This is a genomic window from Sorangium sp. So ce119, from assembly GCF_051524405.1.
In the GTDB taxonomy this organism is placed as follows: Bacteria; Myxococcota_A; Polyangia; order Polyangiales; family Polyangiaceae; genus Sorangium; species Sorangium cellulosum_G.
This window is the reverse complement of sequence record NZ_CP150310.1, coordinates 1,972,349-1,985,398: the sequence shown is the minus strand read 5'-3', so window position 1 is coordinate 1,985,398 and position 13,050 is coordinate 1,972,349. Positions and strand designations below refer to the sequence as shown.

At 72.2% G+C, this 13,050-nt stretch carries 11 protein-coding genes and 1 pseudogene; 9 read left to right on the top strand and 3 right to left on the bottom strand.

Features of this window, described 5'->3' with window-relative positions:
- Positions 1 to 31 precede the first annotated feature (31 nt).
- Positions 32 to 181, top strand: a pseudogene (locus WME76_RS07875) (SRPBCC family protein); the annotation flags it as partial.
- A 216-nt stretch (positions 182 to 397) separates the two neighbouring features.
- Positions 398 to 1,708 carry an ammonium transporter gene (locus WME76_RS07870; RefSeq protein ID WP_437959565.1) on the top strand — a complete coding sequence of 437 codons (1,311 nt, stop codon included), beginning with the start codon at positions 398 to 400 and terminating at the stop codon, positions 1,706 to 1,708.
- A gap of 364 nt (positions 1,709 to 2,072) precedes the next feature.
- On the opposite strand, the gene WME76_RS07865 is transcribed toward WME76_RS07870, so the two are convergent.
- The 3 genes from WME76_RS07865 to WME76_RS07855 all read right to left on the bottom strand — a co-directional run bounded on the left by WME76_RS07865 (position 2,073) and on the right by WME76_RS07855 (position 5,862).
- Complete coding sequence (locus tag WME76_RS07865) at positions 2,073 to 2,813, bottom strand: hypothetical protein (RefSeq protein WP_437959564.1); 741 nt, start codon at positions 2,811 to 2,813, stop codon at positions 2,073 to 2,075.
- Positions 2,814 to 2,815: 2 nt separating this feature from the next.
- A complete protein-coding gene (locus WME76_RS07860; protein ID WP_437959563.1) occupies positions 2,816 to 4,990 on the bottom strand; it encodes a substrate-binding domain-containing protein in 2,175 nt (724 codons plus the stop codon).
- A gap of 224 nt (positions 4,991 to 5,214) precedes the next feature.
- On the bottom strand, positions 5,215 to 5,862 hold the full coding sequence (locus tag WME76_RS07855; protein ID WP_437959562.1) for a cysteine dioxygenase: 648 nt from the start codon (positions 5,860 to 5,862) through the stop codon (positions 5,215 to 5,217).
- 428 nt (positions 5,863 to 6,290) lie between these two features.
- Here WME76_RS07855 and WME76_RS07850 point away from each other — a divergent pair, with 428 nt between their 5' ends.
- The 7 genes from WME76_RS07850 (at position 6,291) to WME76_RS07820 (ending at position 12,562) form a co-directional block, all read left to right on the top strand.
- Positions 6,291 to 6,728, top strand: a complete 438-nt coding sequence (locus WME76_RS07850; protein WP_437959561.1) for a hypothetical protein — start codon at positions 6,291 to 6,293, stop codon at positions 6,726 to 6,728.
- Between the two features lie 17 nt (positions 6,729 to 6,745).
- Positions 6,746 to 7,234, top strand: coding sequence for an N-acetyltransferase family protein (locus tag WME76_RS07845; RefSeq protein ID WP_437959560.1), 489 nt, complete (start codon positions 6,746 to 6,748; stop codon positions 7,232 to 7,234).
- A gap of 15 nt (positions 7,235 to 7,249) precedes the next feature.
- Positions 7,250 to 8,626 (top strand): GNAT family N-acetyltransferase, encoded by a 1,377-nt coding sequence (locus tag WME76_RS07840; RefSeq protein ID WP_437959559.1) that lies wholly within the window; start codon positions 7,250 to 7,252, stop codon positions 8,624 to 8,626.
- A 441-nt stretch (positions 8,627 to 9,067) separates the two neighbouring features.
- A complete protein-coding gene (locus WME76_RS07835) occupies positions 9,068 to 10,135 on the top strand; it encodes a hypothetical protein (protein ID WP_437959558.1) in 1,068 nt (355 codons plus the stop codon).
- 47 nt (positions 10,136 to 10,182) lie between these two features.
- Positions 10,183 to 10,740, top strand: a complete 558-nt coding sequence (locus WME76_RS07830; RefSeq protein WP_233562473.1) for an RNA polymerase sigma factor — start codon at positions 10,183 to 10,185, stop codon at positions 10,738 to 10,740.
- On the top strand, positions 10,737 to 11,486 hold the full coding sequence (locus WME76_RS07825) for a hypothetical protein (protein WP_437959557.1): 750 nt from the start codon (positions 10,737 to 10,739) through the stop codon (positions 11,484 to 11,486). Before WME76_RS07830 ends, WME76_RS07825 begins: the two co-directional genes overlap by 4 nt.
- A gap of 62 nt (positions 11,487 to 11,548) precedes the next feature.
- The gene (locus WME76_RS07820; protein ID WP_437959556.1) at positions 11,549 to 12,562 is read left to right on the top strand and encodes a fibro-slime domain-containing protein; all 1,014 of its coding nucleotides are present in this window, start codon (positions 11,549 to 11,551) and stop codon (positions 12,560 to 12,562) included.
- Positions 12,563 to 13,050 lie beyond the last annotated feature (488 nt).

The window sequence follows — 13,050 nt, the reverse complement described above, 5'->3', positions numbered from 1 at the left end:
TCCACGGACACGCTCGCCTCGGGCTTGCGTCGGCGCGCACGTGAAGCTCACCCTCACCCACGACCAGTTCGACGAGGGCAGCAAGGTGCTGCCAGCCATCAGCAACGGATGGCCCGCCATCCTGTCCAGCATGAAGAGCCTCCTCGAGACAGGGAAGGCCCTCTACCCGGAGTGGCGGTGACGTCGCGGTGCCCCGAGCCCGCATCGACATGTAGCTTCACTGCAAATCCGTCGACCCGCTGTAAACCCCGATCCGTGACGCGCTCGGGTGGTTGGCGGGCTCACGGGCGCTGACTCGCCGCGTCGGGTGGCAGATTTCACGAGTTCGTGAAGTACATACCGGCGAAACATTCCGGAAAACTGGCTTCTCTTACCTTCGCGGTCGAGGAGGCCACCAGTGAACGAAATCAACGCCTCGGACACCACCTGGCTCCTGGTCTCGTCGGCAATGGTCCTGCTGATGACGCCAGCGCTGGCCCTGTTTTACGGGGGCATGGTCCGAACAAAGAACACGCTCAGCACTTTCATGCACAGCTTCTTCGCCATGGGTCTCGTGACCCTGGCGTGGGTGACCATCGGATACTCGATGGCGTTCGCCGAATCCAAGGGCGGGTTGATTGGCGGCCTTGATTACGCGTTCCTGAACGGCGTCGGCACCGAGCCGCGCGCCGGGACGACGGTGCCTCACCTCCTGTTCATGGCGTTCCAGATGATGTTCGCCATCATCACGCCGGCGCTGATCTCCGGCGCCTACGCGGAGCGCATCAAGTTCTCGTCGTATGTCGTCTTCACGCTCCTCTGGTCGCTCGCTGTCTACAGCCCCATCTGCCACTGGGTCTGGAACCCGGGCGGGTGGCTCCTCTCGCGCGGCGCGCTCGACTTCGCGGGCGGCACCGTCGTGCACCTCGCCTCGGGCGCGAGCGCGCTCGTGATGGCGATCGTGATCGGCAAGCGCAAGGGGTACCCGACGCGCAAGATCGTCCCGCACAACCTCACCATGACGCTGCTCGGCGCCGGCCTGCTGTGGTTCGGCTGGTTCGGCTTCAACGGCGGCTCGTCGCTCGCCGCGAACGGGCTCGCGTCGGTGGCGTTCGTGAACACGCACATCGCCGCCGCGATCGGCGCGCTCGCGTGGGCGCTCATCGAGGGCGTGCGCTTCGGCAAGCCGTCGCTCCTCGGCGTGGCCTCGGGGCTCGTCGCGGGCCTCGTCGCCATCACGCCGGCCGCGGGCTTCGTCGGGCCGATGGCCTCCGTCGCGATCGGGCTCGCGGCGGGCGCGGTGTGCTACGGCGCCGTGATGCTGAAGGGCAAGCTGGGCTATGACGACAGCCTCGATGCGTTCGGCATCCACGGCGTGGGCGGCCTGCTCGGCGCGCTGCTCACCGGCGTGTTCGCCTCCAAGGTGTGGAATCCGGCCGGCCAGGACGGCCTGATCAAGGGCAACTCGGCGCTGCTCACCGAGCAGGCCATCGCGGCCGGCGTCGCGGCCGCCTACGCGGCGGTGGTCACCCTCGTGCTCGTGAAGGGCATCAACGCGGTGATGGGCTTCCGGGTCAACGACGAGACGGAAGACGAGGGCCTCGACGGCGCCCTCCACGGCGAGGAGGCCTATTCGCTCGGCGAGGGCGGCGCTCACGCCGTCGAGTCGGTGCCCCCGGCCTCGTCCGTGCCCTCTCCGTCGCCGGTCCTCGCGCGCGAGACCGCCTGACCGAGCGCAGCAGCAGCTCGCCCGCGGGGGTCGCCTGGCATGCGCCGGGCGGCCCTCGCCGCTTTTTGTATCCCCTGTGCCTGGGTCGCGTCGGCCCCCGACGACCGAGGGGCGAGCGGCGCCTTGCGCGGGCACCGCTGGAGCGGCGGGCGTGTCGTGTGAGGGCGAGAAGAGAGAATGAACCACAGAGGCACAGAGGGCACAGAGGAAGAGAGGGAGAGAGAGCTCGGAGAAGCTGGGAGAGAGCTCAGACAAGCTCGGAGAGGGCTGAGAATCTTTGTTCTCTCCCCTCTGTGCCCTCTGTGCCTCTGTGGTTCGTCTTCTCTCTCCTCCACGAGCCTCGCGCGCCCCGGCGCGAGCCGCGTCACCTGCACGTGAAAGAAGGCTCGCCGGTCTCCCCGCACCCCTGCTCGCACGCGACCCTGGCGCACCCGCAGCGGCGCAGCGCGCCGCGGTCGTCGGCGCGCTGATCGCAGTCGGCGCCGAGGCTGCGGCAGTCGGCGTTGCAGCGCGCGATCTGCGCAGGCGACGGCGCGCAATCGACGCGATCCGGGACGGCGGGGCCGGCGCCGCTGCACAGGTCGACGGACGCGACCTGCTCGAGCAGCGGAATGCGCCCTCCGCTCAGGCACTGCGCGTGCGGCTCGCAGACGTGATCCCGCAGCACCGCCAGCACGCGGACGCGCTGCCCGCGCAGCGCGCGCCAGTCGGGACCGAGCCAGCGCTCGGCGTCCTCGCGCGACATGATCCTCCCGGCGATCATCGGCTGCGCGCCCTTCGTCAGCTCCAGCGCGCCGACCCACCGCTCGCGCGGAGGCGCCTCGCCCGATCGCCCGGGATCCGCCGGCGGAGACGCGGGCAGCGCGCCTGCAGGCGCGGCGCTCGCCGCCGTCGCCGCCGACGCGCCCCGCCCCGCCGACGCCCCTTGCGCGGTCGGCGCCCCCGGCGCGTCCTGCGCCGCCGACGCGCCCCGCGCCGCGCTCGCCGGCGCAGGGCGCGCGCCCTCCGCGCAGCCCGCCGCCCCGGCGCAGCACGCGCCCGCCAGCGCCGCGCAAAGCCACGACCGAGCTCCCGCCGCGACGAGAGCGCCCCGAGGTGCGCGCACCGTCACGCCCTCCCCTGCCGCCGCCCCGGCCGCGGATCGGGCGGCGGCGAGCCCGCGCCTCCCCGGCCCTCGCGGAGCGCGCGGAGGCCCGCGGGCGCGACCGCTTCGAGCGCCGACGACAGCGATCGATGCGTGGCGAGGTCCCCGAGATCGACGTCGAGCGCCACGAGGCGCGCCGCGATCTCGGGGCGCACGCCGACCAGGACGACGCGCGCGCCGAGCAGGGCCGCCGCGCGGTGGGTCTGCTGCAGCGCGTGGGCCACCTGGGCGTCCACGAGCGGGACGCCCGTGATGTCGAGCAGCACGCAGCGCGCCCGGTTCCGGCTCACCCCCTCGGCCACCGTGTCGAGCACCTGACGGGCGCGGTCGCCGTCGAGCTCGCCGATGAGGGGGACGAGCAGCACGCCCTCGAGCAGCGGGATGAGCGGACAGCCCAGCGCGCGCACGGCCGCCGAGAGCGCCCGCTCGCGCTGATAGGCGTCCTGGAGGCTCGCGTGCTGCTCCGACAGCGACTGCATGAGCGCGTCGCGCTCGAGGGCCGCGCTGAGGAGCGCCCCCCAGATCGCGACCGTGCCCTCGTCGCCGGCGATCTCCAGCGAGCCCGGGCCGACGGTCACGAGCACACCCCAGTCGCGCTGGGGCGTGCGGATCGGCAGCAGGGTCACCATGAACGGACCACCGACGGTCGAGGGCGGCAGCAGCTCGGCGGGCGGGAAGGCCTCCCGCGGAACGACGCTGCCGATGGGGGGAGTCCGGCTGCCATCGCGGCTGTAGGCGCCGGCGATGACGAGGCGCGCGCGCGTCTCCGGATCTTCCCAGAGCCCGAGGCAGCTCCAGATCACGGTGGTCGAGTCGAGCCAGGAGAGCGAGCGCGACGCCTCGTGGGTGCCGCCGAGCAGCGTGAGGCTCACCTCGTGGTCGGACCGGATGAGCTCCCCGAGCTGCGCGACGAACTCCCGCTCTGCGTCGAGCCGGGCCAGCATGAGCGAGAGGCGCAGTCGCTCCAGGAACTCGTCCACGCGGTCCTCGGCCGCGCCGTCGTCGGCCGCCCCCTCGCCCGGCCGCGCGCGGCGCCGCCTGGAGGCTCGGCCGAGCCAGCGGACCATCCCCATCAGGCTCTCCACGTCGGGCGTGAGGCGCACGGCCTGCTGGCAGGCGGCGTCGATCTCCGCCGCGGGAGTGGGCGTCGCGCCCTCGATCGCCGCGGTGAGCCCCTCGATGACGCGGGTGACGCCGGGCCACACGGACGCCGGCGGCGTGCCGGGCGGGAGCGGGGTGAGCAGCTCGACCATCTGCCGGGCCAGGAGGTCGCCGGCGTCGTCCTCGGGCGCCGCGCCTTCCGCGCGGAGGAAGCCCTGGAGCGTGCTGCACCCGCACGTCCGGCGCCGGACGAAGGTGGTCGGCGCGAGCACGGGGCCGGGCGCGACGACCTCGCCGGCGAGCTGCGCCAGCACGAGCTCGTACGCGAGCCTTCCCAGCGCGTCGAACCGCTGGCGCACCGTCGTCAGCGGCGGGGTGGCCCATTGCGCCTCGACGATGTCGTCGAAGCCGGTGATCGCCAGGTCCTCGGGGACGCGGTATCCCGCCGCCTGGAGGGCCGACATCAACCCGAGCGCGTTCTTGTCCGTGGCGACGACCGCCGCCGTGAGCTCTGCCCGCCGCGCGAGGATCGCCTCGGCGACGTTCTGTCCCCCGGAATACCAGTTGTTCTCGGTCTCGAACACGAGCCCTGGATCGAAGGGGATGCCGTGCTCGGCGAGCGTCGCCTTGTAGCCCTCGAAGCGGATGCAGATGTCGTCCTGCTCGATCGAGCCGACGAACGCGATGCGCCGGTGTCCGTGGTCGAGCAGGTGGCGCACAGCGCTCCGGATGCCCGTGGCGTTGTCCGGCATCGCGGTCGGGCAACCCGCCTCGGGCGCGCAGGTGCTGACGGTGACGAGCGGGACCCGCGCCCGCGCGAGCCGCTCGATGCCGTCGGTGGCGAGCACGACGATCCACCCATCCACATGATCCCCGGCGAGCGACGGGGCCTCGACGTCCTCGGGGGTGGCGCGAATCACCACGACACGGTGCCCGCGCTGCTGCGCCGCCTCGTGGACGCCTCGGAGGACGGCGTTGAAGTAGAAGCCGTCCAGGAAGGGCGTGAGGACGCCGATGGTCGTCGGGCGAGAGTGCATGGTGGGCGCGCGCCTCGGGGAAGGGCCGATGCTACCCGAACCGGGCGCCGCGAGGGGGCGCGCGGTCGCCGGGGAACAGGAGCGCGCCGCGCGGCGGGATGGAGGGACACAGGGAGAGCGGCCGCGACGTCACGGATCTCCCGCCCACCCCACGAGGAGAGCCGCCGTGGCCCGCCCCTCGGGGGTCTCACGCTCCCCCGGCGGGCAAGCGGCGCCGCCGCGCTTCAGCTCGCCGCGTGGGCGCTCGCCACGGCCTCGCTGCCGGAGGCGCGATCGTGGCGGGCAGCCTCAGAGAACGCACCCGCGGACCGGATCCCCGGCAGCATGCACCGGATGAGCGAAGGAGCATCCCAGGGGAGCCACGCACCGCAGCTCCCGTCCACCATCAAGGTCCGCTGATGGTTGATGTCGTACACGATCATGTGATCGATGGGCCCGGCGTAGAAATGGAGCGTGACGAGCGGCTCGCGCTCGCCGGCGTCTCCCATGGAGTGGACGAGGCCGGACTTGACCTCGAGCACGTCGCCGGCCTTCACGCGCTCCTCGCGGACGAGGCACAGGCCGTTGTGCCGCACCTGCCATTGCCAGTGGATCGCGGCGCCGCGCACGACGCGCACGGCCCCCTCCGAGCCGCCGTGATCGTGGGGCGCGCACGGCGTCCCGCGCGTCCAGGTCGCCAGCATGACCTCCGCGTGCTCGGTCTGGAGGAGAACCCGACGCCCATAAGGGTGCGTCGGGTCCTCGGTACAGAGCGGGTCCACCTCGTCGCTCGGGAACTCGTCGCCTGTCATGACCCTCCGGAGCAGCTCCATCGGGGGCCGCGTCTTCGCGAGCTCCTGATACCGCGCAACAAAATGCTCGTTCAGCGACATAACAACTCCGTTCACAGTAGACAAGTCAGCCGACCCAAGAATCGCCCCCAACTGCTGCTACGGACGGGACGCCGTGTGCCGCAACTCTCATGCGGCCCGCTGGCGCACGCAACACGGTTAACACTAAAATACGGACGATACTTGTTCGCAGCAGCGCAGCGCCTTCACGATTCTTAACCTTTCGCCATCAACGCACTTTTCAGCCACAAGAAAACGATAGCTTCGAACCTCGCGCGATCAGGCGCGATCACGCGGACATGGCCTCCTGTGACCACAAAAGCGTGGACAAGGGTGGCTGAGCTCAGTAGGGTTCTGTCGCCCTGTCGTGAGGCGCCGTCTCTTCGACGAACGGCCACACGGCGCTTCGGTTCACCATGACTTCCGTGTCGCACCCCTGCGTGTCGCGCGAGGCTGAACAGGAACCTGCCATGTCAGCACCCACCGTCCGACAGCCGGCAGGCGCGAGCGCTCGTCCCCTGATCACCGCGCTCGCGTCGGCGCTCGGTTACGGCCTGTGGGCGGCCGCGTGCAACTGGCCGCACGGCGGGCCTCCGGCGATCCGGGCGGGGCTCACCCAGGCGTGCCTGAGCTTCGCGGCGACGCTCTCGATGGTCCTCCTCCTCGAACGGCTGTTTCGCCTGGGGAGGACCCCGCTGCAGGGCTTCTTCGCGGCGTCCCTCGGCACCACGCTGATCGGCGCCTCGGCCATGTGGGGAGTCCACGCCCTCACGGGGACGCCGAACATCCTCGCGACGGTCGCGCCGTCGGTGTCGATCGGGACGATCTTCTTCGTGTCCTACGCCTGGGGCCTGCTCGTCTCTGCCAGGAGAGAAGCGGCTCCACGGCGGGACCGGCGGGCAGCGTAGCGAAAGGGGGCAGGGACATGGCGATCATCCGGCAAGCGCAGCCAGGCGACGTCGACGCGATGACCGGCATCTACAACGAGGCGATCCGCGCGCGCGAGCTCACCTACCACGCGGGCGAGCAGGCGGCGGAGCAGGTCCGCCGCTGGCTGTTCACGACCGAGGCGTACCCCGCCTACGTCGTCGAGGAAGACGCCCGCGTCGTGGGGTGGTCCGCGCTGGTCCGGTTCCACGAGCGGGCGGCGTACGCGCCGACCGTCGAGATGTTCACGTACGTCGCGCCGGCGCACCGGCGCCGCGGGCACGGGAAGGCGCTCGTCGCGCGGATGATCGACGCCGCGAGGCGCAACGGCTTTCACTCGGTCGTCGCGCTCGCCCTGTCGAGCGATCCCCTCGTCCCCTGCTGGATCGAGCGCGCCGGCTTCACGAAGGCCGGGTACCTGCGGCTCCCGTCAACGTCGTCAGATCGCCTCGCGGAGGTCACGGTACTCCAGGCGATGGTGTCCTGAAGAGGAGCATCGAAGATGATCCGGCAGGCGTCCACGGAAGACGCAGAGGCGATCGCCCGTATCTACAACCAGAACCTCGACGAGCAGGGCTTCGCCAACTGCGATCTGACCCCCCAGACGGCGGAGTACCGGCTCAAGGCGATGAGGGAGAGCGGGGATCGGTACCCCACCTTCGTCTCGACGTCCGACGACGGCCGCGTCCTCGGCTGGTCGTCGCTGAAGCGGTGGTCCACCAGGCCCGATGTCGCCGACGTCGCCGAGATCGCGATCTACGTCGACCGATCGAGGCGCGGGAACATCGTCGGGGCGCAGCTCCTTTGCCACCTGCTGGGCGCGGCGCGCGAGCGCGGCTTCCGCTCGCTCATATCCATCGTGCTCGGCAGGAACGTGACGAGCTTGCGGGGCGTGCTCGCGGCGGGCTTCGCCGAGGTGGCGCGCCTGCGCGAGGCGGCCTTCCTGCGCGAGCAGTGGGTCGACATCGTGTGGCTGGAGAAGGATCTCACGGTCCCCGACAGCGCGGAGCTGGCGCGCCACCTGGCGCGCTTCGCGCCGCGCAAGGGGCAGGAGGGCGGAGGAATCATGATGCAGAATGGCGAGACCGGGTCGTACGAGTTCGGGGCGTTCCGCGACAATGACGTCGAGCTCGGGCGCCTCAAGCATCAGGCGCGCGTGGGGATGGCCCTCGAGCGCGCTGTCTGGGCGAAGCTCGGCATCAAGCCGGGCATGAGGGTGCTCGACCTGGCGTCCGGGCCCGGGGTGGTGAGCTGTGAGCTGGCGAGGGCTGTCGCCCCCGGCCACGTCGTGGGCGTCGACGCGAACGATCGATTCATCGCGATCGCCCGCGCCGTGCAGCAGGAGGAGCAGGTCGAGAACCTCGAGTTCCGCCGGGGGAACGCGTACGAGCTGCACTTCGAGGCCGGCTCGTTCGACGTCGTCTACGCGCGCTTCCTGTTCCAGCACCTCGACCAGCCGCAGCGGGCGCTCTCGGAGATCTTCCGCGTCCTCCGGCCCGGCGGCATGGTGTGCGTGGGAGACATCGACGACGGGTGGCTCATGCTGCACCCGGAGCCGGCGCGGTTCCCGGCCTTCGTCGCGAAGGCCGCCGCCGCGCAGCGCGCCAAGGGAGGAGACCGGGCGATCGGGCGCAAGCTCTACGGCCTCTTCAAGGCCGCCGGGTTCGCGGACGTGCGAAGCAGCGTGCTCCCGGTGACGAGCCAGGATCTCGGGCTCAAGAACCTCCTCGACATCATCACGGGCTTCAAGCGGGAGCTCATCCCCGCGAGCCAGATCGAGGAGGCGGAGCAGGACCTCGCGAACGTGTACGCGGTCGCGAGCGACCCGGATGCGTGGGGCGCCGTGGGCGTGTTCTACGCGGTAGGCAAGAAGCCGTAGAACGGAGCGGCCGGGTGAGGCGCCCCCGAGGGCGAGGCCCGGCGCCGTCACGGCCGATGGCCTCACGGGTCCCCCCGAGAGAAACATCGTGTAAAATTCCAGCGGCCCATCGGCGCGCGGGTTGCGGCGGGGTCCGGGCGTCGGCATCGCCAGCGCCCACCGTGACGCACCTACCCGATGCGACCTCCGCGCGAGGAGCGCGCGCCGAGACGGGATGAGGAGCCCCGCCCGTCGAGCCTTCTCCACCCCGCGCTTCTCGTGTACACGCGAGGAAGGCAGCCAGCAATGGCAGCGTAAATTGGTGTGACTTGTCGCCCCCCCGGGTGTACACGACCGCGCTCCGATTGGCACGTGAGCTAACATCTCCGTCATGACGCGCCGCTCCGCACGAAGTCGCTCCGTCGCCCGAAGGACCCCCGAACAGCCGGCGAGGAGCACGCGATGACGAGCGCGGGGGGCGCGCGCGCGCTGGTCGCGGTCGTCCTCGCGAGCGCGGCGATGGCGCCGGCCGGGGCGCGCGCGGAGGAGTGCGACCTCGCGGCCGCGGACGTGTCGTGGGCGCGCCTCGAGGGGGCAGAGGCCCAGTGCCCCTCGGCGTCCCAGGTCCGCGCCGAGGTCTCGCGCCGGCTCGGGCGGGAGCTCGTCACGACGGGCAAGGTCACCTCGATCGAGGCCGTGGTGCGCGGGCAGCCCGGGGCGTGGTCGGCCCAGGTCCGGACCGAGGGGTGCGACGGCGCCCCCCCGACCGTCCGCACGATCGCCGATCACGGGATGAGCTGCGACGGGATCACGGCCGCGGTGACGCAGATCATCGTCCTCGCTGTCGATCCCGACGCCAAGCTCACCTCCCCCGACCCGCCGCCGCCGCCGTCCACCGAGCCGCCGCCGCGCCCCCCGCCCCCGCCGGCTCCGGCGGCCGCAAAGGCGCCGGAGCCGCCGTTCCCCTGGCCAGCGGAGACCCGGGCCACGCCCCCGCCGCCGCCCCCGCCCCCGCCGCCCGTCGGGGTCTCGATCACCTGGCGCGGGCTCGCGTCCGTCGGCCTCGTCCCCTCGCCCGGCGCCGGCGTCGCCCTGACGGGCGCGTGGTCCGTCCTGCCGCGATGGACGGTGGAGACCGGGGCGCTGTGGCTCCCGGAGCAGCACGCGACCGACGCGACCTTCGCCTTCGGCCTCAGCGCGGGCTGGCTCGGCGCGTGCGTCGAGGCGGTCCACAGCGACGCTGTCGCCCTTGGTCTCTGCGGCCGCGTGCTCGCGGGCGCCGTCTACGCCGTCATCGACGAGGACGAGCGGTATGTCCCGACCGATCCCGGCGCGCGCGGGTGGGTCAGCGCCGGGGCGGGCGCGCGCCTCGGGATCCGCGTGGTCGGGCCGCTGCGGATCGAGACGGGCGTCGACCTCTTCGCCCCCATGACGCGGTACAGCTTCCGGCTCGAGGGCGAGCAGCCGCCGCCCTTCGAGCAGCCGGCCGTCGGCGGCGCGGCGTTCGTGGGGGCCGGCGTCACCTTTTGATGAAGGATCCCCCGCCTGCCCGCATTCATCAAGCCGTGGAGCAATGCATGACCGCGGAGGTCCTCGGCAGCGCCAGGCAGCCGCCGCAGAACCTCGTCGCCCTGCACGCCGAGCACAGCGGCTTCGTGTGGGCCACCCTGCAAAGGTTCGGCATCCAGCAGCCCGACCTGGAAGACGCGTTCCAGGACGTCTTCATCGTCGTCCAGCGGCGGCTCCCCTCGTTCGACTGGGCGTGCCCCGTCACGACCTGGCTGTTCGCCATCTGCCGGCGGGTCGCCGCCTCGCACCGCCGCCGCGCCCACACCCGGCGCGAGCGGCTCGGCGAGGTGGTCGACGACGTGCCGGACTCGGCGAGAGGCCCCGAAGAGATCACCTCCCAACAACAGGCGAGATTGCAGCTCGAGGCGATCCTCGAGGCCATGGATCTCGACCGGCGAGCCGTGTTTGTCATGTTCGAGATCGAAGAGATGCCCTGCAACGAGATCGCGAGCCTGATCGGCGTCCCCGTCGGGACGGTCTACTCGCGGCTCCATGCGGCGCGCAAAGAGTTCGCGAATCTGTTAAAGAAGGTCGAAGCCGAGCGGGCGCGCAGGGGGAGGACATGAGCGATCCGAAGCGATGGATCCTGGACAGTGGGAGCGCCCCCGACGGGGCGCGCGAGCTTCTCCTGGCCGCGTCGCGCCCTCGGCCGATGACGTCCGCCGAGTTCGCGCGCACCGCGGCCCGCGTGGCGCCGCTCGGGACGGCCAGCGCGGGCGCCGGGGCGACGCTGCCGATGTGGGTCAAGGGGATCTTCGTCGCGGTGGGCCTCGGGATCGGCGGCGCCGGGCTCTACCTCGCCCTCGACGACGGCCAGCGCGCCGGCGCCCCGGCGACCGCGGCGCAGCTCGCGGACCTGCCGCTGGAGGAGCTGGTCTCGCGCCGGGGCCGCGGCCTGCCCGCGCCGGCCCCCGCGCCGGCGCCGGAGGCCGCGCCGCCGCCGGAGGCGCCGCGCCCGGCCGCGTCCGTCCCGCGCCGGGAGCTGCCGAAGAACACCCGGCCGGCCGCGCCGGCGCCGGCGGAGGCCGCGGCGATCGACGGCGACGAGCTGCTCCGGGAGTCGAACCTCATCGACAGGGCCAGGGCGGCGGCGGCGCAGGACCCGGACGCCGCGCTCGCGGCGGTGAGCGAGCATCAGCGCGAGTTCCCGGCGGGGCGGCTCGCGGAGGAGCGGGAGTACGTCGCCATCCGCGCGCTGATGCGCCTCGGGCGCGTCGACGAGGCGCGGGCGCGCGCGGGGTCGTTCCTCGCGCGGTACCCGTCGACCTCCTACGCCGATCGGGTGAACCGGGCCGTCAACGCCGCTCCCTGAAGAAAAGATGAGCCCGCCCGCGATCCCGTGAAGGATGGCGGGCTCGGCCGCATTCAGGGAGCGTGAGCCGATCGTCGACGCCCCTGCCCCGGCGCACCGCGCCGCCCGGACGAGGAGGTCCGCCCGCGCTCTGGGTCCTGCTCGCGGCGACGTCGACGCTCCCGTTCGCCGGGTGCTCGACCGACGTGGCCACGATCGGCCGCATCCCGCTCGGGGACGGCCAGCAAGACGGCATGTCGGTCGGCGGCGGCGCCGAGGCCAGCTCCGGGATCGGCAGCGTCGCGCCGAGCTCCGGCGGCGGCGGCGCCGAGGCCAGCTCCGGCGGCGGCGGCGCCGAGGCCAGCTCCGGCGTCAGCGTCGGTGCGACAAGCTCCGGCGTCAGCGTCGCCTCGAGCTCCGGCGGCGGCGGGCGCTGCGAGCGGCGGTTCGAGGGGAGGATCCGCGACTTCAGGAGCGCCGAGCGCGGCGGACACCCGGACTTCGAGGCGTTCGAGGATCGCGGGGGGACGGGCCGGTCCGGCCTGGTCGAGGCGCGGCTCGGCCCCGACAGGAAGCCGGTCTATCGCAGCAACGGCACGCCGGACGTCCTCTCCGGGCCGGAGCGCTTCGATGAATGGTTCCGTGACGTGCCGGGGGTCAACGTCCCGATCCCGTACGCCGCCCCCGTCCAGGTGACGGAGCGCGGGATCGGCGTCCTCAGCGACGAGACGTTCTTCCCCATCGACGGCGAAGGCTGGGACGCGGCGTCGCGCGACGACGCGCGCCACAACTACGGCTTCACGTACGAGCTCCACCTGACGTTCGAGTACCAGGCGGGAGATTTCCTCGTCTTCGCGAGCGACGACGATCTGTGGGTGTTCATCAACGACCGCCTGGTGGTCGACCTCGGCGGGGTCCACGAGCCCACCGGGACCACCCTCATGCTCGACGACCTGGCCAGGAAGCTGGAGCTCGAGATCGGGCAGCAGTACCCGCTCGACGTGTTTCACGCGGAGCGCCGCAGCCCCGTGTCGGCGCTGTCGTTCGCCACGCTGCTCTCGTTCACCAACTGCGATCCTATCGTGATTCCCGGCTGACGCCGCGCCGCCCGGGCTCGTCCCTCGCTCCGTGATGGGAAAGAAGTGAAACCCGATCGAGACCCAGAGGACACACGGCACCTTCGTTCTCTCCGCTGGTGACTCTGTGGTTCCCTCTCTCATGGAGCCGGGGACGAACCCGGGCGGCGCGGCGCGGCGCCGCGGGCGCGCGAGGCGCTTTCGCGCGATTCGCGCGCACGACGCCCCCAGCGCGCGAATCGCGCAAAACGTGCTGGCCGGCGCGCCGCGGGGCGAACCATGAATAGAAAAGTCCAGAGCGCTTGATTTGATCGCAAACCAGACTACCATCGCTGCTCGTGATCGCGCCCGGGGCGTCGCCGAAGAGAACGGCGCGCGGAGAGGCGCTCACCGGATCGTCCATGCCATGAATCGATGAGGCCACGCTGCCACGGCGGCGTGGCCAGCGGCGATGCACGCCCGGATCGGGCGCGCGCGCCTCCTCGCTCCTGGAGCAGGGGCGCGCTCGC

Bases quoted from the DNA above. Each gene is read 5' to 3' on its own strand.
- WME76_RS07860 (WP_437959563.1), bottom strand. From the start codon at position 4,990: ATGCACTCTCGCCCGACGACCATCGGCGTCCTCACGCCCTTCCTGGAC.
- WME76_RS07855 (WP_437959562.1), bottom strand. From the start codon at position 5,862: ATGTCGCTGAACGAGCATTTTGTTGCGCGGTATCAGGAGCTCGCGAAG.
- WME76_RS07850 (WP_437959561.1), top strand. From the start codon at position 6,291: ATGTCAGCACCCACCGTCCGACAGCCGGCAGGCGCGAGCGCTCGTCCC.
- WME76_RS07845 (WP_437959560.1), top strand. From the start codon at position 6,746: ATGGCGATCATCCGGCAAGCGCAGCCAGGCGACGTCGACGCGATGACC.
- WME76_RS07840 (WP_437959559.1), top strand. From the start codon at position 7,250: ATGATCCGGCAGGCGTCCACGGAAGACGCAGAGGCGATCGCCCGTATC.
- WME76_RS07835 (WP_437959558.1), top strand. From the start codon at position 9,068: ATGACGAGCGCGGGGGGCGCGCGCGCGCTGGTCGCGGTCGTCCTCGCG.
- WME76_RS07830 (WP_233562473.1), top strand. From the start codon at position 10,183: ATGACCGCGGAGGTCCTCGGCAGCGCCAGGCAGCCGCCGCAGAACCTC.
- WME76_RS07825 (WP_437959557.1), top strand. From the start codon at position 10,737: ATGAGCGATCCGAAGCGATGGATCCTGGACAGTGGGAGCGCCCCCGAC.